This is a genomic window from Leisingera sp. SA32 (genome assembly GCF_056033425.1).
Map to the genome: position 1 here is coordinate 96141 of NZ_JBVYHB010000009.1, position 21255 is coordinate 117395.

A 21255-nucleotide genomic window follows, 5' to 3' on the forward strand; every position below is an offset into this window, starting at 1 on the left:
CAAGTGTACCTCGCTGGAACCTTACGGATTTTTTCCCGGCTGGCAAATGTTGTGACACATCGTGCCGCAACGGGATCTGCAATTTTACTTGCCATTGCCTGTTCCCGTCAAACCGAGGTACCCCTATATGAGATCCAGTTCAGCCGCTGCCATTGATGGAGCTTTCCCATCGAACGCTCTTTGTTCCGTTTCATCTGGAAATATTCGAAACGCGACCAGCTGGTATTGCTGGTCGTCACCGCTTGCCTGTTCCCGCTGCTCTACCTGACCCTGGAACTGCCCAAGCGGATCATCAACGACGCCATCGGCGCGGAAACCCAGATCATCGACGTGCTGGGCTACCGTGTCGACCAGCTCACCTTTCTGTGGCTGCTGTGCGGGGCATTCTTGCTGTCGGTGCTGTGCCACGGGCTGTTGAAAATGCGCATCAACACCATGAAGGGGGTGCTTGCTGAACGCATGTTGCGCCGCTTTCGCTACCAGCTGATCGGCCGGGTTCTGCGCTTTCCGCAGCCCTATTTTGAACGGGTCAGCCAGGGCGAGCTGGTGTCGATGGTGACTTCCGAGTCCGAGCCGATGGGCGGGCTGATGGGCGATGCCGTCAGCCAGCCGGTGTTGCAGGCCGGGCAGATGTTGACGATTCTGTTCTTTCTGTTCCTGCAGAACTTCTGGTTCGGTATGGCGGCGATTGCGCTGATCCCGCTGCAAGGCTGGCTGATTCCGATGCTGCAACGGCGCATCAACCTGCTGAACAAGAAACGGATCAAGCAGGTGCGCGCCTTGGCGACCGAGATCGGCGAGAGCGCCGCAGGCGCCTCGACGCTGCGGATCAACGGCGGCTGGCGGTACCGGATGGCGGTGGTCACGGCGCGGCTCGGGCGGCTCTACGACATCCGCTTCGAGATCTACCAGAAAAAGTTCTTTATGAAGTTTCTCAATAACTTCATCACCCAGTTGACGCCGTTCTTCTTCTACGCGGTGGGCGGCTATCTGGTTCTCCAGGGCAAGGTGTCGCTGGGCGCGCTGGTGGCGGCGCTCGCGGCCTACAAGGATCTGGCCTCCCCCTGGAAGGAGCTGCTGAGCTATTACAACCAGACCCAGGATATGACCCTGCGCTGGGAGGTGATCCTCGAACGTTTTGGGCCGCCGGGCATGGTGGATGAACCGCTGATGAGCGGCGAACCGGAGGAGCTGGAGCACCTGACCGGCGACGTGGTTCTGGACGGGGTGAACGTGCGCGACACCGATGGCAATCTGGTGCTGGAGGATCTGAGCGCCACCTTCCCTGGCGGCAAGGTGATCGGCATTGCGGCTCCTTCGGAGGAAGACCGCCGTGCGCTGGCAGAGCTGATGACCCGCGAAATCCTGCCCACCGCCGGGAAGGTGACGGTGGCCGGGCACGATATGCGTGGGCTGCATCAGGCGACGGTGGCGGCGCGGATCGGCTATGCTACCTCACGGCCGGTGCTGTTTCAGGGCTCTTTCGGTGACAACGTGATGATGCCGATGCGGTTGCGGCCGCTGGGCAAGGGCGCCGACAGCAAACAGCTGGACATGGCCTTGCGAGCAGGCAACAGCCCGGATCCCTTCGATGCGCCTTGGCTCGATCCCAGCCTTGCCGGCTTTTCCAGCGAGGAAGAGTTGCGGGGATGGTGGCTGAAGCTGGTGGAAGGCATCGGTTCGGATACGGCGCTGTTCCGGCGCGGTATCGAACAGCGGTTCGAGGCGCTGGCGCATCCGGAACTGGCCGAGCAGCTGACCGCCCTGCGCCCAAAAATGCGCCAGGCCGTGTGCGACGCCGGGCTGGAGACGCATGTGCACTTCCTCGACCCTGACACGTACAACCCGGCCCTGCCGGTGGTGGAAAACCTGGTGTTCGCGGCCAGCCAGGAGGCGCTCACCGGCGAGATGCTGCATCGCCATGATGCGTTCCTTGACCTCTTGAAGCAGCTGGGACTGGACGAAGGGCTGGTCGCTCTGACCCGCGACGTGGTCGAGATGCTGCGGCAGATCTTCGGCATGGACGGCACCGATCACCCGCTGTTCCGAAAGCTGGGCCTGGACGTAACCGCCTATGAGGCCGCCTTGTCGCTGACCGAGCGGCCCGGCGACGTCAGCGCCGCTGGGCTCAGCCGCGAAGAACTGGCACAGCTCCTGATCGTGCCTTTCACCATCTCCGCCGAACAGATCGGCCCGGCCTTCGGCGACGAGATGAAGGACCGCATCCTCAGCTATCGCCGCAGCCATGGCGACAGCCTGCTGAAGGCGCTGCGCACCGGGTTCGAACCCTTCTCCGCCACGCGTTTCGCGCCCAGCCTGACGGTGCTGGAAAACGCGCTGTTCGGCAAGATTTCCGACAGCGCCGGCGGCAAGGGAGACGATGTGCGCAAGCTGGTGTCCGACATCATGGTCAGCGAAGGCCTGCGCGATCAGGTGGTGGCCTTGATCTTTGACATGCCGATTGCGGTGGGCGGGCAGGGGCTGGCCGCCAGCTTTGCAGAGCCGCTGGCCTTCTGCCGCGCCACGATCAAGCGGCCGGATGTGCTGATCCTCGATTCCGCCATGGCCAGCTATGATCTGGATACCCGCGTGGCGGTGCACAAGAATCTCCGCAAGTTGCTGCCGGATACCACGCTGATTTACCTCGCCTCCTCCTTTCAGAACCCCGATGTCTTCGACGCCTATTTCGAACTGCGTCAAGGCCGTCTGGTCAGCGACGAGGGGCCGGTGAGCGCATCCGGGGACGGGGCAGGGAGCCAGGATCTGGCCCGCAAGCTCAGAGCGCTGGAGCAGACAGAGCTGTTTTCCGGCCTCAACCGCCGCCAGCTGCGCCTGCTGGCCTTTGGTGCCCGCTGGTATCAGGCCAAGGAGGGCGAAACGGTGTTTCTGAAGGACGACGAGGCCTCCGATGGCGTCTATATGGTGCTGGAGGGCGAGGCGGGCCTCTACCTGCCGCAAGACGGCAAGGAGGACCGTCTGGTCGCCAAGGTCGGCCCCGGCCGTCTGGTCGGAGAGCTGGGGCTGATCCGGCAGGAACCGCGGGCGCTGAGCATGGTGGCCGCCAGCGACCTCAAATGCCTGCGGATCGGCGAGGAGGAGTTTCTCGCGGTCGTCGAAAACGATGCCTCAACGGCGTTCAAGCTGTTGCAGGTGGTGGCGGGCTACGTCTCCAACTGACCACGTTGTAGCGGCCCGGTCAGGGCAGGCGGCCGGGTCACCTGCCCTGGGCGGAGTCCGGTGGGCACCGCCCAGGGCACCGAGCTTTCATCGGTGCCGCACAGGCGCAGGCGGTGACCCATTGGTCGTGGGTCTATGCCGTCTCCGGTGGGGCACCGCCAACGAATTCATTGCCATTCGCATAGTCACAGGGCGCTTCCTGCATGTTCAGATGCAGGTCGCTGCCTGTAAACGGATGGGCGCGGGCCAGATCCTCGTCCACTTCGATGCCCAGCCCCGGCGCGTCGGTTGGGGTGACAAAACCGTTCTCCACCCGGATCGCGCCCTTGATCAGCTGGTCATGAAACGGCGTCTCGATCGTCTCCAGCAGCAAAATATTCGGGATCGAGGCTGCCAGCTGCACGTTGGCGGCCCATTCCACCGGCCCGGCATAGAGATGCGGCGCCACCTGCGCATTGAAAACCTCGGCAACGGCGGCCACCTTCTTCATCTCCCAGATGCCGCCGGCCCGGCCCAGTGCAGGTTGCAGGATCTCCGCGGCCCCGGCGCGCAGCACGGCGGCAAATTCGGCCTTGGTGGTCAGCCGCTCGCCGGTCGCGACGGGGATGCGCACCTGTCGGGCAACGCGCGCCATGTCGTCGATGCAGTCGGGTGGGGTCGGCTCTTCGTACCAAAGTGGCGAGAAAGGCTCCAGGGCCTGCCCCAGCCGGATCGCGCCCGCGGTGCTGAACTGGCCGTGGGTGCCAAACAGCAGGTCGGCCTTGTCGCCCACCGCCTCCCGGATTGCCTTGCAGAACCGGACCGACTGGCGAATGTCCGACATCGCGGGCATATGCCCGCCGCGCAGCGTATAGGGGCCGGCGGGGTCGAATTTCACCGCAGTGTAGCCCTCCTTGACCTTCTGCGCAGCCGATTCCGCCGCCATCTCAGGCGAGTTCCAGAAGGTGGAAATGTCATGCTGCGGCAGCGGGTACAGATAGGTATAGGCGCGAATGCGGTCGTTCATCCGCCCGCCCAGCAGCGCATGCACCGGACGGTCGCGGTGCTTGCCCAGGATGTCCCAGCAGGCGATCTCCAGCCCGGAAAACGCGCCCATCACCGTCAGGTCGGGCCGCTGGGTAAAGCCCGAGGAATAGGCCCGACGAAACATCAGCTCGATGTTTTCCGGGTTTTCCCCGGCCATGTGGCGCTCGAACACATCGCGGATCACATGGCGCATCGCCTCCGGTCCGACCGAGGCGGCGTAGCATTCGCCCCACCCGGTGATTCCGCAGGCGGTGGTCACCTTGACCAGGATCCAGTAGCGCCCGCCCCAGCCCGGCGCGGGCGGAGCCGTTACAATAATGTCCAGATCTTGCAATTTCATCGTTATACTCTTTCGGCGGTGTCGAAGGCGGCCAGTTCCCGGTTCAGCTCCTCTATGGCATGCCGCGGCGCCAGGAAAGTCACATCCGCTTCGCCGCCGCTTTCCAGCGTGATCTGGATCCCGAATTGCGCAGGCGCGTCGTCAAAGGCCCCGTCGATGCGCCAGCTGCGGGTTTGATGCAGATCCAGATGGGGCAGGGCGGTGGCGATTTCATCGCCCAGCCCCTCGGGCAGCCCAAAATGGGGATTGTTGGCCAGCCGGATCAGAAACGGTCCGATTTCCGCCACCGCAAACAGCATCGAGGTCTCAGAGGTGGCGGGCGCAGGCTGCACCGCCTCGGGTTTGAACAGGCTGGTCAGGAATTTCAGCACGGCGCGGGCTCCGCTGGTAGAGGTGTGTTCGGGTCATGGTCAGCTGAACACAATCACATTGCGCTTGGCAGAGCCAGTCCTGGTGTCGGCAATCGCCTCGTTGATCTGCTCCAGCCGCCAGCGGCCCGAAATCAGCTCATCCAGTTTCAGGCGGCCCTGTCTGTACAGGTCGATCATCCAGGGAATGTCGCGCTGGATCACCACGTCGCCCATCTTGGAGCCGATCAGCCCCTGGCCAACCGCTGCCAGCACCACTGGCTCATAGGTGGCCGTGGCGCCGGAATGCGGCATGCCGATCATCACCGCCCGCCCGCCACGCGCCAGGTAGCGCGGCGCTTGCTCATAGGCGGGGATGGCGCCGACAGTGATCAGCACTGCGTCCGCACCTCGCCCGCCAAGCGCGGCCTGCGCGGCTTTCCAGGGTTTGTCCTCTGTTGCCAGCACCCCGTGGGTGGCGCCGAATTCCTTGGCAATTTCCAGCTTTTCAAGGCTCATGTCTACGGCCACGATACGGCGCGCACCGGCAATTCGCGCGCCCTGGATGGCGTTCAGCCCGACTCCGCCCGCGCCGATCACCACCGCGTCCTGACCGGGGCGCAGGCGGGCCGCGTTGACCACCGCACCAACCCCGGTAATCACCCCGCAAGAGACCAGTGCAGCGGCGTCACGGCGCATCTCCGCGGGGATCTTCACGATCTGGCGCTGATCGACCACCACCTTTTCGGCAAAGGCGCCGCAGGCCATGGCCTGTTCCAGCCGTCCGCCGTCGGCGGTCTTCAAGGGACCGTTGACCGTATCGTGGGCTGTCTGGCAGAGCGTTGGCTGACCGCCTGCACAGTTTGGGCAACTGCCGCAGCTGCGGATCAGGGTGACGACAACCGCGTCGCCCTCGACGAAGCCCTGTACGCCGGGGCCGGTCTTGCTGATGACGCCCGCCGCCTCGTGGCCGTAGACCGCGGGCAAATACCCGCCCCAGGCGCCATCGGCATAGGAAATATCGCTATGGCAGATCGCGACAGCGTCTAGCGTTACCTCCACCTCGCCCAGGCTGGGTGGCGCCAGCAGCACCTCTTCGATCTCCAGCGGGGCGCCAAACGCGCGGCAGACCGCGGCCCTGATCTTCTGCATGATCTGTCTCCCTGTTTTCAGGCAGGGTGGCGCGGGGCAGGGGGTGTCGCAAGGTGGAAAACGCCGCGGCTGCCGGATTCTCGTCGCGGCACCGCGGCGGCTGCCTAGTTTGTGCTGCCTGCGGTCAGCGCCGCCGCTCTGGTTGCAAACTGGAGTGCGTCTGCGGGGGCCTGCCCCATTTGCTGCGCTGGGTCGAACAGCCGGTTTGCGCAGAGATCCGGGTGCGCCCGCGCCACCAGTTGCCGCAGCGGTGTGGCGCTGGCCTGCGCCTCGCGGCACAGCGCCTTTACTGCGGCTTGCGCGTCCGGGCGCGGCATCTGCCCCGCCAAAGCAAAGCTCAGCGCTTCGGCGTGGATCATGTCCAGCCCTCCCGACAGCGCCGCCAGCATCGCGTCGGCGTTGGGGGCCAGATCTGCGCACAGCGCCTTGCCCGTTCGGGCCGCACTGGCCGCGCCCAGCACGATTTGCGGCAGGCACATCCATTCGGTGAACCAGGCGGCGCCGTCACGCTGATGCTGCTGCACGGCCGCGCCCTGCAGCACGGCCATCAGCCCAGCTCCCTGACGCGCCAGCGCCGTCAGGACCGAAGGCTGCACCGGGTTCTGCTTTTGCGGCATGGTCGAGGACGCGCCCGCGCCGCCCAGGGTGATCTCGCCGATGCCGCTCTGGACCAAGGCGGTGCAATCCTCGCCGATCTTGCCGAAGGCCAGCGTCACCCGCATCATCCAGTCGGCAAGGCGCAGCACCGGTGTGCGGTCGGTGTGCCAGCTGCGCCCCGGATCCGCCAGCGCCAGCCCCCGCGCCATCGCAGCCCGCAGCTCTGCCGCCTGCTCCCCAAGTGCGGAGGCGGTGCCCGCCGCGCCCGACAAGGACACCAGCAGGCAGCATTTGCGCAACTCCGGCAGCTCTTCCAACAGGTTGGCCAGTGGCGTTCCCCAGCTTGCCACCACCGCGCCAAAGCTGGTCGGCGTGGCGTGTTGGCCATAGGTGCGCGCGGCCATCGGCACTTGGGCATGGGCTTTTGCCAATTGGCCAAGCGAAGCTACCGCGGCGCGCACATCGCTTTCGACCAACGCCAGCGCCTGGCGCAGCCGCAACATCAGCGCAGTATCCATGATGTCCTGCGAGGTCGCGCCCCAGTGCACGTATTGTGCATGTTCCGGCGCTTTCATCTCCTCGCGGAAGGCGGCCACCAACCCCGGTACGGGCACGCCGTTCTGGCCTGTCGGGCGTTTCAGCACGCCCGGATCCACGGCAATTTCGACCACTGCGCGGCCAATCGCGGCGGCGCTGTCCTGCGGGATCACGCCCGCCGCACCCTGCGCCTTGGCCAGCGCGCCCTCGACCAGCAGCATCGCCCGCACCTCGGCGCTGTCGGAAAACAGCCGTCCCGCCTCGCCGCAGCTGAAAAGCCCACCATAAAGCTGGCTGTCGAACACCGATCCGGCCATCAGAAGTCCCCTGCAATTCGTGTCATCAGATCCGCCAGCCCCGCCGGGTCAGCAAAGAAAGGCGAATGCGACGCCGCCATGTCGAAGACCCGGTTCGGCGGCAAGGCAGCGGCCATCTGCCTCTGGTACTCCGGCGGGATCACCCGATCTTCGGTGCAGCGGATATAGGCCTTGGCCACACCGTCAAACCGCTTGCCCAACCTCACCGGCGTGTCCTGCGGCGGGATCGGCTGCGCACATAGGTTGTCCAGCGCGAAACGCACCGTCTCTGCGGGGCAGTCATGATAGAACAGCTCTGGCGCGGTTTCTGCCACAAAGCTGTAGGCGCTGCCGTCTGCATTCTTCTCGGTAGCGCCGCCGAGCGTCTGGCGCGGCCCGGCCTGGCGCATCCCGATCAGCGACAGCCCGCTTACAGGGATGTAGCTGCACAGGTAGATCAGCCCGCGCATCCGCTCCGGCGCGGCCTCGGCAGCGGCAGAGATCGGAACACCGGCCCAGGAATGCCCCAGCACGATCCGGTCGGGCGCGCAGGCGCCTAGCACGCAATCGATGGTTTCCTCCAGCGTGACCGTGGCTGGGTCGCGCCCGTCGCCGTGGCCGGGCAGGGTGACGGTCCGGGCAGTATGGCCACGGGCCTCGAGCGCCGGGATCAGGTCGCGCCAGCACCACGCCCCGTGGCAGGAGCCGTGAACAAGCAGAATATCAGCCAAGGTGTCCGGTCTCCTTCAGAAAGGCGCTCAGCCGGTCGGCGTATTCATCCGGCTGTTCAACGCAAGGGATATGGCCCGCGCGGCGGATCAGGTGAAACTGGCTGCCGGGCACCAGGTCGACGGTCTCGCGCACCAGATCGGGTGGGGTGGAGCCGTCCTCGGAGCCGGCAAGCCCGAGGCAGGGCAGACGCAGGCCGCTGGTGGGGGTGTAGAAATCGGTGCCCGCAATGGCAGCGCAGCAGCCTGCATAGCCCTCACGCGATTGCTGCACCAGCATGTTGCGCCACAGCTGCACGTCGGGTTTGCTGCGGAAGTCGCGCGCAAACCAGCGTTCCATCACGCTGTCCGCCAGCGCCTCGATGCCCTGCTCCCGCACCGCCTCGATGCGTTGCTGCCACATCTCGGCCGTGCCGATCTTGGCGGCGGTGTTCGACAGCACCAGCGCGCGCACCTGGTCCAGCCGCTTCACCGCCAGCCCCTGACCGATCATGCCACCGATCGACAGCCCGACAAACAGCGCGTCGCGCACCTCCAGCTGGTCCAGCAGCCGCTCCGCGTCGCGCACCAGCGCCCCCATGGAATACGGGGCGGCGGGACAAGAGGACAGGCCATGGCCGCGCTTGTCATAGCGAATGATGCGCAGGCCCCGTGGCAGCCGGTCCACCACCGCATCCCAGACCCGCAGATCGGTGCCCAGCGAGTTGGCAAACACGATGGGCGCGCCATTGGGGTCGCCGTCAACGCGGTAGTGAAGCTGGACATCGCCCAGGTCTGCAATTTGCATGCTGTGCCTCGTTTCTTGAATTTGGCGCACTCTATCCGGGGCGGCGGGGCGAGGTAAAGCCGCCGCCGCCCCGCGCCGCCTCAGCCGCACAGCGCCATATGGGCCATGATCTGGCCATGGTCCGAGGCCAGTTTGTTATAGGGGGCTTCCGGGTGGCTGCCATCGGTCAGATGGTCGTTCAACACGCTGAAATATTGCATCTCTCCCACCGCGTCCGGCCAGGCGGGGTCGAAATGGCGCGACATGTAGATCTGGTCGATGCTTTCATGCACGCCGCCAAAGGCCGTGGTATAGACCACGTCGCGCAAGCTCTTCTTCAGGAACATCTTCTCGGCCGAGCGCAGCCGTACCCGGTCGATGTCCTCGCGGATCTGCGCATCCTCCGCCTCGCTGTAGCGGTCGCCGCCGTGGCGGGCGTCATGGCGCAGCATCCAGGCGTAGTTGCGAAACGGCACCTCGCCCGAGATGATCTCGCTGCTGACCGCATGTTCGCCATCATTGAAATCGCCCAGCACCATCACCGGGCGGTCCTGGTCCAGCTCCTCCAGCACCGCGCGGCGCAGCACCCAGGCTTCGGCCATGCGGCGTAGGGCGGCGCGCAAGGCCCCCAGCGCGCGCCCGGCCGCGTCATAGGCCGTCAGCACCGCTTCCGGCGGGTAGGCCGCGCCCTGCGGGGTGATGAATTCGCCCAGTTTCGATTTCAGGTGGCAGTTGAAGACGCTCACGACCTGATCGCCCACCGGCACCCGCACCTTGAGGATCGGGCGCGACAGTCGGCGCAGCGTGTAATAACCCGCCTCGTCATCCTCGCCGCCAAGGCAGGCCATGGGGATATCCAGCGGCTGTTGCAGTTCCTGAATGACCTCCGGCGCATCGTTAAAGCCAAAGCGCGACAGGATCGCGAACCCCGGCCTCCGCCGCCCCGGTTGACCGGTGTCATTGACGTTGGGGGCAAAGGCCAGCGCCGCGTCGCCATAGCTGTCATAGGCGAGTTTCTGGAAAATCGCCTTGCGGTGATAGCGCTTGGACGGGTCGGGAATGCTGGCGGCGTTGGCCTCGGCGCCGCGGCGGTCGGTCTCGGCGATCACCTGCCGCAGTGGCGCCTCCTCGAAGATCTCCTGGAAGCCGACGATGTCGGCATTAAGCGTCAGCAGCTGGTCGGCCAGCCAGTCGGCTTTCCACGCGTATTCCTCGGGCGTGTAGCTTTGAAAGCGGTAATACTCGCGCTCAGGCCCGATCAGGTTCTTCACGTTGAAAGAGGCGACGGTGAAACGTGTCATGAAAGATCCTTTCGGATGCGCTGCGATCCTCCTGGTCAGGTGTCAACCATACCGCGCCAGCGCGGCACAAAACAGCTCCGGATCGACATTGCCACCGGTGGCCACCGCGATCACCGCATCGCCGCTGACGGCATCGCCGTGAAACAGCGCCGCCGCCAGCGAGGCCGCGCCGCCCGGTTCCAGCACGACCTTCAGCCGCAGGAACGCCAATGCCATGGCCTGCATCGCCTGATCCTCGGTGATGACGATGCCCGCGCCGCAGTGCTGCCGCAAAATCCGAAAGGTGAGCTTGCCCGGCGCAGGCGTCAGGATTGCATCACAGATCGACCCCGACTGCGTGGAATTGCTGCAGATCTCTCCCGCCGCCAGCGAGCGGGTCACATCGTCGAACCCCTCCGGCTCCACCGGGCGCACGCGCAAGCCCGGCGCGCGCGCCGCCAGCGCCAGCGCGATGCCCGAGGTGAGCCCGCCGCCGCCGCAGTTCACCAGCACGTCGCCGGCCGAGACGCCTGCCTCGGCTGCCTGCGCGGCGATCTCCAGTCCGCAGGTGCCCTGACCCGCAATCACCTCAGGCTCGTCATAGGGTTTGATGAGGGTCAGCCCGCGCGCCTCGGCATGCTGGGCGCCGACGGCCTCGCGGCTTTCGCCACCGGCGCGGTCATATAGCACCACCTCCGCCCCCAGGGCGCGGGTGTTGGCGATCTTCAGCTTGGGTGCGTCTGCGGGCATCACGATCACCGCAGGCGTGCTATGGGCGCGCGCCGCCGCCGCCACGCCCTGCGCGTGGTTGCCGCTGGAATAGGCGATCACCCCGCGCGCCAGGGCCGCCTGCGGCAGTGCCGAGACCGCCGCCCAGCCGCCGCGGAACTTGAAGGAACCGGTGTGCTGCAGGCATTCCGCCTTGACCAGCACCCGCCGCCCGGCGATCTCATCGAGGAACGGCGAGGACAGCAGCGGCGTCACACGAGCATGGCCGTGCAACCGCTCGGCGGCGGCTTCGATCATGGTGATTGAGGTCATTGGGCTTGCTCCAGCACGGAATGGATGAGGTCGAGCGCCTCTGGCTCGTCGAGAAAGGGCACATGGCCGCGGTTCGCGATCTCCGCCGCCTGCAAGCCGGGCAGGCGGCCCTGCATCTGGGTATAGGTGGCGTGGCTGAGGATGTCGGAGTGTTCGCCGCGGATCACGCCGCAGGGCAGCCCGTCCAGCGCCAGGAACAGCGGCCACAGATCCGGCTGCGGCCCGGCCTCGGCCTGGGCCAGAAGGGAGTCGCGCAAGCGCGGATCATAGCGCAGCTGCAACCCGTCCGGCGCTTGGTCGTAGAACGCCTCCGCTTCCTCGCGCCAGCGTGTGTGCGGCACATCGGGAAACGCCGGGGCCATCATGGCCTGAAGCGCCGCCGCGGCGTCAGCGTGGGTTCTGGCCGTCGGTCTATGGCCGACATAGTCCATGATCCTGCCAAGCCCCCCCGCCGGGATTTCGGGGCCGATGTCGTTCAGGATCACGGCCGACAGCCGGTCGCGGGCGGTCGCCGCCAGCGTCATTGCCACCAGCCCCCCGCGCGAGGTGCCCAGAATGGCGACCTGCGCCAGATCCAGATGGTCCAGCAGCTCCACCGCGTCCTGCGCCTCGCGCAGCACGTTGTAATTCATGAAATCCGCATCGCGCGCCGACTGGCCGCGGCCGCGGGCATCCAGCGTGAGCATCCGATACGGCGTGGCATGGGGCGCGAAATAGCGAAAATCGCGACTGTCGCGGGTCAGCCCGGCAAGGCACAGCAGCGGCAACCCGGTGCCGCCGGTGTCGGTGTAATGCAGGCGCAGCCCGTCGGAGGTGTCAAAATGCGGCATCACCCCTGGCCCCGCGCCAGATCGGGAATGGCGGTCAGATCCGACAGCTCATGCGCCGGTGTCCAGGGCAGGCGGTCCACCGGTTCCCCGGCGCGGTTCACCCAGGCAGTGACAAACCCATAGCCGGACGCACCGGCGGCATCCCAACCGTTGGAGGAGACAAACAGCACCTCGTTGCGCGCGCAACCAAAGCGCTGGCCGACCAGATCATAGACGCGGGCGTCGGGTTTGAACACGCCGACGCTTTCGACCGACAACACGTCATCCAGCACCTCCGCCAGCCCCGCCGACTGCACCGCGCCATCCAGCATCGCAGGCGAGCCGTTGGACAGGATTGCGGTGTTCAGGCCTGCGTCCTTGAGCGCGCGCAGCATGGCCGGCACCTCGGGGTAGGCCTGCAACTGCCAGTACAGATCCAGCAGCCGCTGGCGCAGCGCATCATCCCCGGCAAGGCCGGTGGCCTCCAGCGCCCAGTCCAGCCCCTCCTGCGTAACTTGCCAGAAATCCGCATGGGCCTCGGTGATCGCCCGCAGCCAGGTGTATTGCAGCTGCTTTTGCCGCCAGTGCTGGGCCAGCTCGGACCAGCGGTCCTGAAGCCGCGCAAACGCAGGCTCTGCGGCGGCCATCCGGGCGGCGGCAGTGACATCGAACAGGGTTCCGTAGGCGTCAAAGACGCAGGTTGTGATTGGCATGAAATCCTCCGCGATGGTTGCCGCTCGATGGGTCGCGGCGACAGTGGCACGAAGCGCGCAACGGGGCAAAGCGGATAATTGTACCGGATACGGGTTTACATCAGGGGCACAGCCTTTAGGCTGCCCGGCTTTGATACCCCTCACCTGGACAGGAGATCCCATGACCGAGGTCAAGAACGGCGACACAGTGCGCATCCATTACACCGGCAAGCTGACGGACGGCACCGTCTTTGACAGCTCCGAGGGGCGCGACCCGCTGGAGTTCACCGTTGGCAGCGGGCAGGTGATCGCCGGCATGGATGCCGGACTGGCCGGCATGTCGGTGGGTGACAAGAAGACGCTGGAAATTGCCTGCGCCGATGGCTACGGGCCGGTAAACCCGGAAGCGCGCCAGGAAATCCCCCGCGAAGGCATTCCTGCCGACATCCCGCTGGAGCTGGGCACACAGTTGCAGATGCAAAGCCCCGAAGGCCACGTGCTGCCGGTAACCGTGGTTGATGTGAGCGACGAGACCGTGACGCTGGATGCCAACCACTTCCTGGCGGGCAAGGACCTCGTGTTCGACGTCGAACTGGTTTCGGTGAACTGATCCGCAGCGCGCCGCGGCGGCTGGGGCGCTCCCGCCCACTGCGGTGCAATCCGTAGGATCGCATCCTCATCGGTTGGGCCCGGCGCCGCCTGCGGCGGCGGGCCTTTGTGCTTGGCGCTGGCGCCCCGCACAGCGCGGTCAGTCGACGGTCTCCGGTGGCAGTGTCAGCAGCGCGGCTACACCGGCGGCGCTGCTGGCGGCAAGGTGCAGCAGGCGCGCCCGGTCAGCGCCGGCGCGCGCCCGAATGCCCAGCGAATGCAGCGTTGCCGCCGCCAGCCCGGACGCCACCTCAAGTACCCTTGGCGTGGCTTGCGGTGCATGCCGCGCCAGCACGCGCTGGAACAGGGCATCGTTCGCAACGATCTGATCGAACAGCCGAGCCCGGATCTCAGGGTGCGTCGGGGCGTCCGCCGTTGCGGTGGTGAACACCAGACAGCCAAGGGTACCATCCCCATCAAGGTAGACCTCCAGTGCGGCCTCGAACAAGGACTTCAGCGCCGCCGCGGGGCTGGGGGTGGCAGGCGGCTCCGCCTCCAGCCGCCGGAGGATGCGCGCCGCAAAATCATCCATCGCGCCCAGGAACATCTGCTCCTTGCTGCCAAAGGCGGCATAGAGGCTGAGCCGCACCAGCCCCGTAGCCCGCGCCAGGTCGTCCAGAGAGGTTGCAGCAAATCCCTTGCTGCGGAAACAGTCGACAATCGCCTCTCGCACCGCGGTCTCGTCGAATTGGCGCGGCCGCCCGCGGCCGCGGCTCATTCGGCAAAATCCGCGCCGTGCAGCATGTCGCAGAAATGCGGCACCGCAAAGCCGGGCACGTTGCGCTGGGCGATGTCGGTGCCGAAATTGTGCAGCGCGGTCATTGGTTTGCGGGTATAGACCCGGCTCAGAGCGTCTTCCATGGCCCGTTTGAACCCCAGACGCGGGTAGGCGTCAAGCAGCTGCTCCATCACCTCTGGCGTGATCTGGTCGTGCGGCAGCACGCCAACATCCACCCCGGCGCCGATCTGCACCAGCGCCGCCTCCGGCGACTTCTTCTGCGGAATCGAGAAGGTCGTGTGCAGCGCAATCGCGTCCCAGACCCGGTCAATGCGGGACTGCTCGACGTTCTGGCGCGCCAGGAACGCCGCCGCCGCCTCGGCGCCATCAACCTCGAAACGGTCGTCACCCTGATGCGCCTCTGTCAGGCCCAGATCATGCAGCATGGCGGCAACGTAGAACAGTTCCGGATCATAGCGCAGCCCCGACTGGCGCGCGGCCAACACGCCAAAGGCATAGGTGCGGCACACATGGTTGTAGAGGAACGGCTGGCTCGCCATGCGCGCCATCTCGGCGGCGGCGGTGCAAAGCGCGGTGTCGGGAATGGTGATGTGATCACTGAGACGCATGTCGAATTCCTGCTGAAGTGGCGTTCCTTTGTTTTCATGCGACTCGATATATAAATAGAAGCGACGGCAACGCGCAGCAGGAGCGGGCGTAAAAGAAAAGGCGCCCCGAGGGGCGCCTTGGCTTCGTCGCGACTGACAGCAGAGGTTTACAGGTGATCCTGCTGAGGCATCCCCAAAACGTGAAAACCTCCGTCCACCCGAATGATTTCACCGGTGGTGTAGGCGCCGGCGTCCGAGGCCAGGTAAACCGCGGTGCCGCCCACCGCCTCAAGCGTTGCGTTGGAGCGCAGCGGCGCATTCTGCTCGGTGTGCTTGTAGGTCTTGCGCGCACCACCAATGGCAGCCCCTGCCAGCGTTTTCATCGGACCGGGGGAGATCGCATTCACCCGGATGCCATCCGGGCCCAGATCGTTGGCCAGATAGCGCGTTGCGGCTTCCAATGCCGCCTTGGCGACGCCCATCACGTTGTAGTTCGGCGTCACCCGGTTGGAGCCGCCATAGGTCAGCGTCAGCAGGGTGCCGCCGTTTTCCTGCATCATCGGATAGGCGCGGCGCGCCACCTCGATGAAGGAATAGGCGGAGATGTCCATCGAGTTCTTGAAGTTGGCCCGGCTGGTGTTGATGAACCGGCCGGTCAGTTCTGTCTTGTCGGAATAGGCAATCGCATGGACCGCGAAATCAATCGTCGGCCATCGCGCGCCCAGCTGGTCAAAGGCCGCATCCAGCGACGCGTCATCGGTCACGTCCACGTCGACCATGAAGTCCGAGCCAACACTGGCGGCCAGCGGTTCCAGCCGCTTGCCAAAGGCCTCTCCCTGATAGGTAAAGGCCAGTTCGGCACCGGCATCGGCCATCGCCTTGGCAATGCCCCAGGCAATCGAGCGTTCGTTGGCCACACCCATGACCAACCCGCGCTTGCCGCTCAGCTGTCCTGCCATCTTGCTTATTCCTTGTACTTGCTCAGGACCATGGAGCCATTGGTGCCGCCAAACCCGAAGCTGTTGGTCATCACCGAATCCAGTCCGGCGTTTTCCACCAGATCGGTGGCGATCTCGCCCGGCTGGATGCCTTCGGCGAGGGTGTCGACATTGATCGACGGGGTGATGAAATCCTTGTCCAGCATCAACAGGCAGAAGATCGCCTCCAGCGCGCCGGCGGCACCCTGGGCGTGGCCGGTCATCGACTTGGTCGAGGAGATCGGCGGCACTTTTCCGTCACCAAATACCCGGCGTGCGGCCTCGACTTCGCCCACGTCACCCACGGGGGTCGAGGTGCCATGCGCATTGATGTAATCGACCTTGCGGCCCTCGGGCAGGGACTGTAGCGCCAGCCGCATCGCCCGCTCGCCGCCCTCGCCTGACGGGGCCACCATGTCATGCCCGTCGGAGGTCGCGGCAAAGCCGGTCACCTCGGCATAGATCTTCGCGCCACGCGCCAGCGCGTGCTCCAGATCTTCCAGCACCACGATGCCGCCGCCGCCCGAAATCACGAAACCGTCGCGGTCCTGATCGAAGGCGCGCGAGGCTTTCTCGGGCGTGTCGTTGTACTTGGAGGACATCGCGCCCATGGCGTCGAACAGGCAGGACAGCGTCCAGTCCAGCTCTTCGCCGCCGCCGGCGAACATCACGTCCTGCTTGCCCATCATAATCTGCTCCGCCGCGTTGCCGATGCAGTGCAGCGAGGTCGAACAGGCCGAGGTGATCGAGTAGTTGATGCCCTTGATCTTGAAGGCGGTCGCCAGGTTGGCCGAAATCGTCGAGGACATGCATTTCGGCACCGCGAAGGGCCCAATACGCTTGGTGGCACCGGTTTTCAGCACCACCTGATGCGCGGCCAGCATCGCGCTGGTCGACGGGCCGCCGGACCCTGCCACCAGGCCAGTGCGCTCATTCATGACCTGATCGTCGCTCAGGCCCGCGTCGGCGATTGCCTGGCTCATGGCGATATGGGCATAGGCGGCACCGGCCCCCATGAAGCGCAGGGTGCGCTTGTCCACGTGCTCGGCCACGTCGATCTTGAGCGTGCCCGCGACCTGGCTGCGGAACCCATGTTCGGTCATCTCGGGGCTGGCGACGATGCCGGATTTGCCCGCTTTCAGCGAGGCGGTGACTTCTTCGGCATTGTTCCCGATGGAGGAGACGATCCCCAATCCGGTGACGACGACGCGGCGCATTAGCGTACTCCTGTTTCTCTGCGGTTGGTCTCGTGCGAAAGCGGCTCAGCTTTCGGACAGGGCCACCTTCATGTCCTTGACCTGGTAAATCACGTCACCATCGGCCTCGACGATGCCATCGGCAACGCCCATTGTCAGACGGCGGGTCTGAAGGGCCTTGGTGAAATTGATGCGGTAGGTCAGCATCTTGCGGTCCGGGCGCACCATGCCGGTGAGTTTCACCTCACCCACACCCAGCGCATAGCCGCGGCCCTGCCAGCCACGCCAGCCCAGGTTAAAGCCGGTCAACTGCCACAGACCATCGAGCCCGAGGCAGCCCGGCATGATCGGATTGCCGGGGAAGTGGCAGTCAAAGAACCACAGGTCCGGGGTGATGTCGAACTCGGCGATCACATGGCCCTTGCCATGCTCACCGCCATCGCCGGAAATCTCGGTGATGCGGTCCATCATCAGCATCGGCGGCGCCGGCAGCTGGGCGTTGCCCGGCCCGAACAGCTCTCCCCGTGCGCATTTTAGCAAATCTTCCTTGTCAAAACTGCTGGGGTAATCGGCCATCCGGAACTCTCTCTCGCCATTTGGGTCTGGTATTTATATCTGGCCCCCTGTAGCACCCGGCCTCAGGGTCCTGCAAGGGGACCCCACGTCACTTCCTGCGCTCAATCTGCCACAGGCGGGCCGGAAAACGACGCGGAGCTGCAAATGAATTTCATTTGAAATCCCCCCAAAGGTGCTCCTATATATACGGTCAGCAACGCGATGCAGGAACTGCTCATGACGCCAAACAGCGAAGAAGTGGCCACACGCTGGCTGACCGACGCCGGGCTGCGCCCCACCCGGCAGCGGGTGGCGTTGGCTGAACTGCTGGTGGGGGACGGCAAGCACCGCCACATCACCGCCGAAAGCCTGTTTGAAAGCGCCCAGAAAAAAGGCGCGGCGGTGTCACTGGCCACCGTCTACAACACGCTGCGCGCCTTCTGCGATGCGGGTGTCTTGCAGGAAATTCCGCTGGACGGCTCCAAGAGCTATTTCGACACCAACACCCACGACCACCCGCATTTTTTCTGGGAGGATGAGGGCCGCGTCAGCGATGCGCCCGCCCAGCAGCTGGTCATCAAGAAGCTGCCTGAGGCACCCGAGGGTATGGAGATCGCCTCAGTCGATGTGGTGATCCGCCTGCGCAAGGTCTGAGCGCCCGCGGCTCAGCGCCTGGCACAGAATGTCATGCGCCGTTTCGGTCAGGGACCCTTTTGGCAACGGTGCGTGGGCGGCCAGAATCACCGGTTCCTGCGCCTCCGGGTCGCGGACCGGCACCGCGCGCAACGGTTTTGCGTCATAGCTGATGCCGCCCGGTGGCAGGCTGTAGCTGATACCGACGCCTTCGTCATTGGCGGCAAGGCTGCGCAGCAGCTCCAGCGTATCGGCTCTGTGGGCGATGCGCGGCACCAGCCCCTGCGCCCGGAACAATCCCAGCATATGCTGCACCGACAGGCCTTCCTGTGACAGCACCAGCGGTTGAACCGCCAGCTCTGCCAGTGTCAGGCTGGGCCTTGCCGCCAACGGATGCTGCGGCGGCACCAGCGCATGTGGGCTCAGCCGGTCCAGCTCGCTGCGGCTGAAGCTAGCGTCGAGACCCAGGTCATAGGTGATGGCCAGATCCGCCTCGCCGGCCGTCATCGCCGCGATCAGCGGCTGGAATGCGCAGCTGCGGTGGCGGATCTCCACATCTGGCAGGGCATGGCGTAGCGCCTTCAGCGCCGGGGCCAGCAGAAACGGCGCCAGATCGGAAAAACACAGCAACACCAGCCGCTGCTGCGCCGCCACCGCGCCGGGGTCCTCCAGCCGTGCAGCCTGCTCCAGCAGCTGGGCGGCCCGCTGCGCGAACCGTTGGCCTTGCGGCGTCACCGCCAGCGCCGCGCCGCGGCGGCGCAGGAACAGGCTGTGGCCCAGATGCGCCTCAATCCGCGCCAGCGCCGCCGACAGCGCCGGCTGGCTGACGTGCAGCGCCTCGGCGGCCGCCGACAGGCTGCCGTGGTGGGCCACCGCGCAGACATATTCGTAATGGCGCAGGGTTAGATATAACATGTGCCGAAGGGTATCTTAATCAGATATGATTTGAAACTATGTCTATGGGCGCGGCAAGTAGAGGCATCACTTATGCCCAATCACCAGCGGAGACAGCCATGGTTCACCCCCTCATCACCCCGGAACACGTCGAAGGGTTTCAGCGCGACGGCGCCGTGCTGATCCGCGGTCTGTTTGCCGATCAGGTCGACCTGTTGCGCGCCGGCGTTGCCGCCAACATGAAGACGCCTGGCCCCTATGCCTCAAACAACGAAAAGGCAGGCCACACCGGACGGTTTTTTGACGACTACTGCAACTGGACCCGGATCCCGGAATTCCAGCAGGCGATCGCGCAATCGCCGGTGGCCGAGGTCGCCGCCGACCTGATGCAATCCACATCGGTGCAGATGTTCCATGACCACGTGCTGGTCAAGGAACCCGGCACCTCGATGGCGACTCCGTGGCACCAGGACGGGCCGTATTACTTCGTCGAGGGGCGGCAGACCGTCAGCTTCTGGTCGCCGCTGGATGTGGTCACCGACGCCACCCTGCGCTGCGTGGCCGGCTCTCACAGGTGGGAGAAGGAGGTGCTGCCCACCCGCTGGACATCACAAGCGGATTTCTTCCCGGATGAGGGCCAGTACATGGCGGTGCCGGACCCCGACGCTGAGGGCATGACGGTGCTGGAATACGCGATGCAGCCGGGCGATGCGGTGGCCTTTAACTACCGCACGCTGCATGGCGCGCGCGGCAACACCAGCAGCACCCGCCGCCGGGCGTTCTCATTGCGGCTGGTGGGGGACGACGCCCGCTACGTGGAGCGTCCGGGCCCGACCTCGCCGCCATTTCCGGGCCATGACATGCAGCCCGGCCAGCGTCTGCGTGAGGATTGGTTCCCGGTTCTGTTGCAGCGCTGACGCGTCGGGGACGCAAGGGGCGGGAGGGGGCGTTGCCCCCTCAGGCCGTCCGGCCTTCACCTCCAGAAAGCTTTTGGCAAAAGGCAGGGCCGGGCGCGCCCTTCTGGAGTCATCGGCTGAACTGGATCGGCAGGTTGAAGCTCATCTGTGCCAGTTTCAGCTGTTTTGGCGCGGCCGGGAAGCGTCCGGCCCGTTTCACCGCCGAGAGCGCGGCCTGATCCAGTGTCGCATCGCCGGAGGATCGCGCGATGCGGCTGCCCAGCAGCTGGCCGCTGCGGGCCACGGTCAGATGGACCACGACCTTGCCGGTCCCCTTGCCGCGCGGCGTGCGCCGGGCCACCCTGGCACGGATCTTGGCGCCCCAGACGTTTTGCAGCTTGGCCTGGCGTCCGGCATCGGCCGTCGCCGCCTGAGCGCCGCCTGCCTGCCCTGCCTGTGCGCCGCCGCCGGAACCGGCGGCCTTCTGCTCCGCGCGCCCGGCAGAGGTCTCCGCGGCGTTCTGCGCCTTTTGCGGACGCGGCTGCGGCTTGGGGGTCGGTTTGGGGGCGGGCTTTGGGTCCGGCTTGGGCTGGGGCTTTGGCGGCGGCGGCGGTGGTGGGGCGGTGTCGACCTGCGGAGCCGCGCTCCGCTGCGGTTCGCTCAGGGCGATCAGTGCCGCCGCGCGGGGTGTTCGTGCCAGCTCGAACTGTGGCAGTACCGGTGTGCGGGCCCGGGGCAGCGGCTCCGCCATTTCGGTTTCCAGCTGCGGCTGGGTTTCGGGTGGGCGCTCCCAGGCGTCCACCATATTGGCGATCGTCTCCGGCGCGGCCTGGATCGAGACCATGGCCTCTCCGCCCGAACCGCTGGATTTGGCACCGCTGTCCGGGGCGCTGCTGAACAGCGCCACATGGATCACCCCGGCAAGCGCGGCAAAGACAATGAGTTCCGCGGTGCGTTTCATGGCTGCCGCACCACCAGTTCCGCATGGCTGAGGCCCGCCTCGGCCAGTTGACGCAGGATGGCGGCCAGGGCGCTGGCCTCCAACCGGGCGTCGGCGCGCAGCTGCACCACCGGGCTGTCGGCACTGGCTGCGGCCAGCGCGGCCAGCGCCGCATCGCCGTCGTTGCCGCCGTAGTGCAGCCTGCCGTCGGCGCTGATGAACAGCACCGGCTCTGCCTCGGGTTCGCCGTCCAGCGCTGCATCGGGCGGGGTGACCTCGAACGGTTCCGGTTCAGCCAGACGTGAGGTCATCAGGAAGAAGATCAACAGCAGGAACACCACGTTGATCATCGGCACGATGCTTTCCCCGCGGGGGCGGCGGGGCGGGTCGGTCAGATCCATC

The 21255-nt window shown here is 65.8% G+C and carries 22 protein-coding genes; 4 read left to right on the plus strand and 18 right to left on the minus strand.

From position 1 onward, the window contains the following. Nucleotides 1-180 precede the first annotated feature (180 nt). Nucleotides 181-3177, plus strand: a complete 2997-nt coding sequence (locus tag AC0IPL_RS14050; RefSeq protein ID WP_474275172.1) for a cyclic nucleotide-binding domain-containing protein — start codon at nucleotides 181-183, stop codon at nucleotides 3175-3177. A gap of 133 nt (nucleotides 3178-3310) precedes the next feature. Here the strand turns inward: AC0IPL_RS14050 and AC0IPL_RS14055 are convergent, their stop codons facing one another. From AC0IPL_RS14055 to AC0IPL_RS14100, 10 genes are all read right to left on the minus strand, one after another. Beyond that, complete coding sequence (locus AC0IPL_RS14055) at nucleotides 3311-4543, minus strand: mandelate racemase/muconate lactonizing enzyme family protein (protein WP_474275173.1); 1233 nt, start codon at nucleotides 4541-4543, stop codon at nucleotides 3311-3313. Between the two features lie 2 nt (nucleotides 4544-4545). Next, a complete protein-coding gene (locus AC0IPL_RS14060) occupies nucleotides 4546-4914 on the minus strand; it encodes a hypothetical protein (RefSeq protein WP_474275174.1) in 369 nt (122 codons plus the stop codon). 39 nt (nucleotides 4915-4953) lie between these two features. Next, nucleotides 4954-6042, minus strand: coding sequence for a Zn-dependent alcohol dehydrogenase (locus tag AC0IPL_RS14065; protein ID WP_474275176.1), 1089 nt, complete (start codon nucleotides 6040-6042; stop codon nucleotides 4954-4956). 104 nt (nucleotides 6043-6146) lie between these two features. Further along, nucleotides 6147-7493: a class-II fumarase/aspartase family protein gene (locus AC0IPL_RS14070; protein ID WP_474275178.1), complete on the minus strand. Its 1347-nt coding sequence runs from the start codon at nucleotides 7491-7493 to the stop codon at nucleotides 6147-6149. Beyond that, the gene (locus AC0IPL_RS14075; protein WP_474275179.1) at nucleotides 7493-8203 is read right to left on the minus strand and encodes an alpha/beta fold hydrolase; all 711 of its coding nucleotides are present in this window, start codon (nucleotides 8201-8203) and stop codon (nucleotides 7493-7495) included. The genes AC0IPL_RS14070 and AC0IPL_RS14075 overlap by 1 nt, the downstream gene beginning before the upstream one ends. Beyond that, nucleotides 8196-8987, minus strand: a complete 792-nt coding sequence (pcaD, locus tag AC0IPL_RS14080; protein ID WP_474275180.1) for a 3-oxoadipate enol-lactonase — start codon at nucleotides 8985-8987, stop codon at nucleotides 8196-8198. Before pcaD ends, AC0IPL_RS14075 begins: the two co-directional genes overlap by 8 nt. Before the next feature lie 80 nt (nucleotides 8988-9067). Continuing rightward, on the minus strand, nucleotides 9068-10267 hold the full coding sequence (locus tag AC0IPL_RS14085; RefSeq protein WP_474275181.1) for an endonuclease/exonuclease/phosphatase family protein: 1200 nt from the start codon (nucleotides 10265-10267) through the stop codon (nucleotides 9068-9070). Nucleotides 10268-10309: 42 nt separating this feature from the next. After that, the gene (locus AC0IPL_RS14090; protein ID WP_474275182.1) at nucleotides 10310-11287 is read right to left on the minus strand and encodes a threonine ammonia-lyase; all 978 of its coding nucleotides are present in this window, start codon (nucleotides 11285-11287) and stop codon (nucleotides 10310-10312) included. Then, entirely contained in the window at nucleotides 11284-12117 is an 834-nt protein-coding gene (locus AC0IPL_RS14095) for an alpha/beta fold hydrolase (protein WP_474275184.1), read from the minus strand. Before AC0IPL_RS14095 ends, AC0IPL_RS14090 begins: the two co-directional genes overlap by 4 nt. Further along, a complete protein-coding gene (locus AC0IPL_RS14100) occupies nucleotides 12117-12809 on the minus strand; it encodes a haloacid dehalogenase type II (protein ID WP_474275186.1) in 693 nt (230 codons plus the stop codon). Before AC0IPL_RS14100 ends, AC0IPL_RS14095 begins: the two co-directional genes overlap by 1 nt. A 160-nt stretch (nucleotides 12810-12969) precedes the next feature. Between AC0IPL_RS14100 and AC0IPL_RS14105 the strand changes: the two genes are divergently transcribed. After that, nucleotides 12970-13398, plus strand: coding sequence for an FKBP-type peptidyl-prolyl cis-trans isomerase (locus tag AC0IPL_RS14105; protein ID WP_474275187.1), 429 nt, complete (start codon nucleotides 12970-12972; stop codon nucleotides 13396-13398). Between the two features lie 138 nt (nucleotides 13399-13536). Here the strand turns inward: AC0IPL_RS14105 and AC0IPL_RS14110 are convergent, their stop codons facing one another. The 5 genes from AC0IPL_RS14110 to fabA all read right to left on the minus strand — a co-directional run bounded on the left by AC0IPL_RS14110 (nucleotide 13537) and on the right by fabA (nucleotide 17511). Next, nucleotides 13537-14154, minus strand: coding sequence for a TetR/AcrR family transcriptional regulator (locus tag AC0IPL_RS14110; RefSeq protein ID WP_474275188.1), 618 nt, complete (start codon nucleotides 14152-14154; stop codon nucleotides 13537-13539). Then, nucleotides 14151-14783 (minus strand): HD domain-containing protein, encoded by a 633-nt coding sequence (locus tag AC0IPL_RS14115; protein WP_474275190.1) that lies wholly within the window; start codon nucleotides 14781-14783, stop codon nucleotides 14151-14153. The genes AC0IPL_RS14110 and AC0IPL_RS14115 overlap by 4 nt, the downstream gene beginning before the upstream one ends. 146 nt (nucleotides 14784-14929) lie before the next feature. After that, entirely contained in the window at nucleotides 14930-15721 is a 792-nt protein-coding gene (locus AC0IPL_RS14120) for an enoyl-ACP reductase FabI (RefSeq protein WP_474275191.1), read from the minus strand. Nucleotides 15722-15726: 5 nt separating this feature from the next. Beyond that, on the minus strand, nucleotides 15727-16956 hold the full coding sequence (gene fabB, locus AC0IPL_RS14125; protein ID WP_474275192.1) for a beta-ketoacyl-ACP synthase I: 1230 nt from the start codon (nucleotides 16954-16956) through the stop codon (nucleotides 15727-15729). 45 nt (nucleotides 16957-17001) lie between these two features. Further along, entirely contained in the window at nucleotides 17002-17511 is a 510-nt protein-coding gene (gene fabA, locus AC0IPL_RS14130) for a bifunctional 3-hydroxydecanoyl-ACP dehydratase/trans-2-decenoyl-ACP isomerase (protein WP_474275194.1), read from the minus strand. Nucleotides 17512-17727: 216 nt separating this feature from the next. Between fabA and irrA the strand changes: the two genes are divergently transcribed. Further along, nucleotides 17728-18144 carry an iron response transcriptional regulator IrrA gene (gene irrA / locus AC0IPL_RS14135; protein ID WP_474275195.1) on the plus strand — a complete coding sequence of 139 codons (417 nt, stop codon included), beginning with the start codon at nucleotides 17728-17730 and terminating at the stop codon, nucleotides 18142-18144. Here irrA and AC0IPL_RS14140 read toward each other — a convergent pair. Further along, complete coding sequence (locus AC0IPL_RS14140) at nucleotides 18109-19038, minus strand: LysR family transcriptional regulator (RefSeq protein ID WP_474275197.1); 930 nt, start codon at nucleotides 19036-19038, stop codon at nucleotides 18109-18111. The genes irrA and AC0IPL_RS14140 overlap by 36 nt on opposite strands. Nucleotides 19039-19136: 98 nt before the next feature. On the opposite strand from AC0IPL_RS14140, the gene AC0IPL_RS14145 reads away from it, so the two are divergent. Then, on the plus strand, nucleotides 19137-19934 hold the full coding sequence (locus AC0IPL_RS14145) for a phytanoyl-CoA dioxygenase family protein (protein WP_474275199.1): 798 nt from the start codon (nucleotides 19137-19139) through the stop codon (nucleotides 19932-19934). Nucleotides 19935-20043: 109 nt separating this feature from the next. Here AC0IPL_RS14145 and tolA read toward each other — a convergent pair whose 3' ends face one another. Continuing rightward, complete coding sequence (tolA, locus tag AC0IPL_RS14150; RefSeq protein ID WP_474275200.1) at nucleotides 20044-20874, minus strand: cell envelope integrity protein TolA; 831 nt, start codon at nucleotides 20872-20874, stop codon at nucleotides 20044-20046. Beyond that, complete coding sequence (locus tag AC0IPL_RS14155; RefSeq protein WP_474275201.1) at nucleotides 20871-21254, minus strand: ExbD/TolR family protein; 384 nt, start codon at nucleotides 21252-21254, stop codon at nucleotides 20871-20873. The genes tolA and AC0IPL_RS14155 overlap by 4 nt, the downstream gene beginning before the upstream one ends. Between the last annotated feature and the right edge of the window lies 1 nt (nucleotide 21255).

Excerpts from the sequence above, each read along its gene's own strand:
- AC0IPL_RS14055 (WP_474275173.1), bottom strand. The coding sequence starts at position 4,543 with ATGAAATTGCAAGATCTGGACATTATTGTAACGGCTCCGCCCGCGCCG.
- AC0IPL_RS14065 (WP_474275176.1), bottom strand. The coding sequence starts at position 6,042 with ATGCAGAAGATCAGGGCCGCGGTCTGCCGCGCGTTTGGCGCCCCGCTG.
- AC0IPL_RS14070 (WP_474275178.1), bottom strand. The coding sequence starts at position 7,493 with ATGGCCGGATCGGTGTTCGACAGCCAGCTTTATGGTGGGCTTTTCAGC.
- pcaD (WP_474275180.1), bottom strand. The coding sequence starts at position 8,987 with ATGCAAATTGCAGACCTGGGCGATGTCCAGCTTCACTACCGCGTTGAC.
- AC0IPL_RS14085 (WP_474275181.1), bottom strand. The coding sequence starts at position 10,267 with ATGACACGTTTCACCGTCGCCTCTTTCAACGTGAAGAACCTGATCGGG.
- AC0IPL_RS14090 (WP_474275182.1), bottom strand. The coding sequence starts at position 11,287 with ATGACCTCAATCACCATGATCGAAGCCGCCGCCGAGCGGTTGCACGGC.
- AC0IPL_RS14095 (WP_474275184.1), bottom strand. The coding sequence starts at position 12,117 with ATGCCGCATTTTGACACCTCCGACGGGCTGCGCCTGCATTACACCGAC.
- AC0IPL_RS14100 (WP_474275186.1), bottom strand. The coding sequence starts at position 12,809 with ATGCCAATCACAACCTGCGTCTTTGACGCCTACGGAACCCTGTTCGAT.
- AC0IPL_RS14105 (WP_474275187.1), top strand. The coding sequence starts at position 12,970 with ATGACCGAGGTCAAGAACGGCGACACAGTGCGCATCCATTACACCGGC.
- AC0IPL_RS14110 (WP_474275188.1), bottom strand. The coding sequence starts at position 14,154 with ATGAGCCGCGGCCGCGGGCGGCCGCGCCAATTCGACGAGACCGCGGTG.
- AC0IPL_RS14115 (WP_474275190.1), bottom strand. The coding sequence starts at position 14,783 with ATGCGTCTCAGTGATCACATCACCATTCCCGACACCGCGCTTTGCACC.
- AC0IPL_RS14120 (WP_474275191.1), bottom strand. The coding sequence starts at position 15,721 with ATGGCAGGACAGCTGAGCGGCAAGCGCGGGTTGGTCATGGGTGTGGCC.
- fabB (WP_474275192.1), bottom strand. The coding sequence starts at position 16,956 with ATGCGCCGCGTCGTCGTCACCGGATTGGGGATCGTCTCCTCCATCGGG.
- fabA (WP_474275194.1), bottom strand. The coding sequence starts at position 17,511 with ATGGCCGATTACCCCAGCAGTTTTGACAAGGAAGATTTGCTAAAATGC.
- irrA (WP_474275195.1), top strand. The coding sequence starts at position 17,728 with ATGACGCCAAACAGCGAAGAAGTGGCCACACGCTGGCTGACCGACGCC.
- AC0IPL_RS14140 (WP_474275197.1), bottom strand. The coding sequence starts at position 19,038 with ATGTTATATCTAACCCTGCGCCATTACGAATATGTCTGCGCGGTGGCC.
- AC0IPL_RS14145 (WP_474275199.1), top strand. The coding sequence starts at position 19,137 with ATGGTTCACCCCCTCATCACCCCGGAACACGTCGAAGGGTTTCAGCGC.
- tolA (WP_474275200.1), bottom strand. The coding sequence starts at position 20,874 with ATGAAACGCACCGCGGAACTCATTGTCTTTGCCGCGCTTGCCGGGGTG.
- AC0IPL_RS14155 (WP_474275201.1), bottom strand. The coding sequence starts at position 21,254 with ATGGATCTGACCGACCCGCCCCGCCGCCCCCGCGGGGAAAGCATCGTG.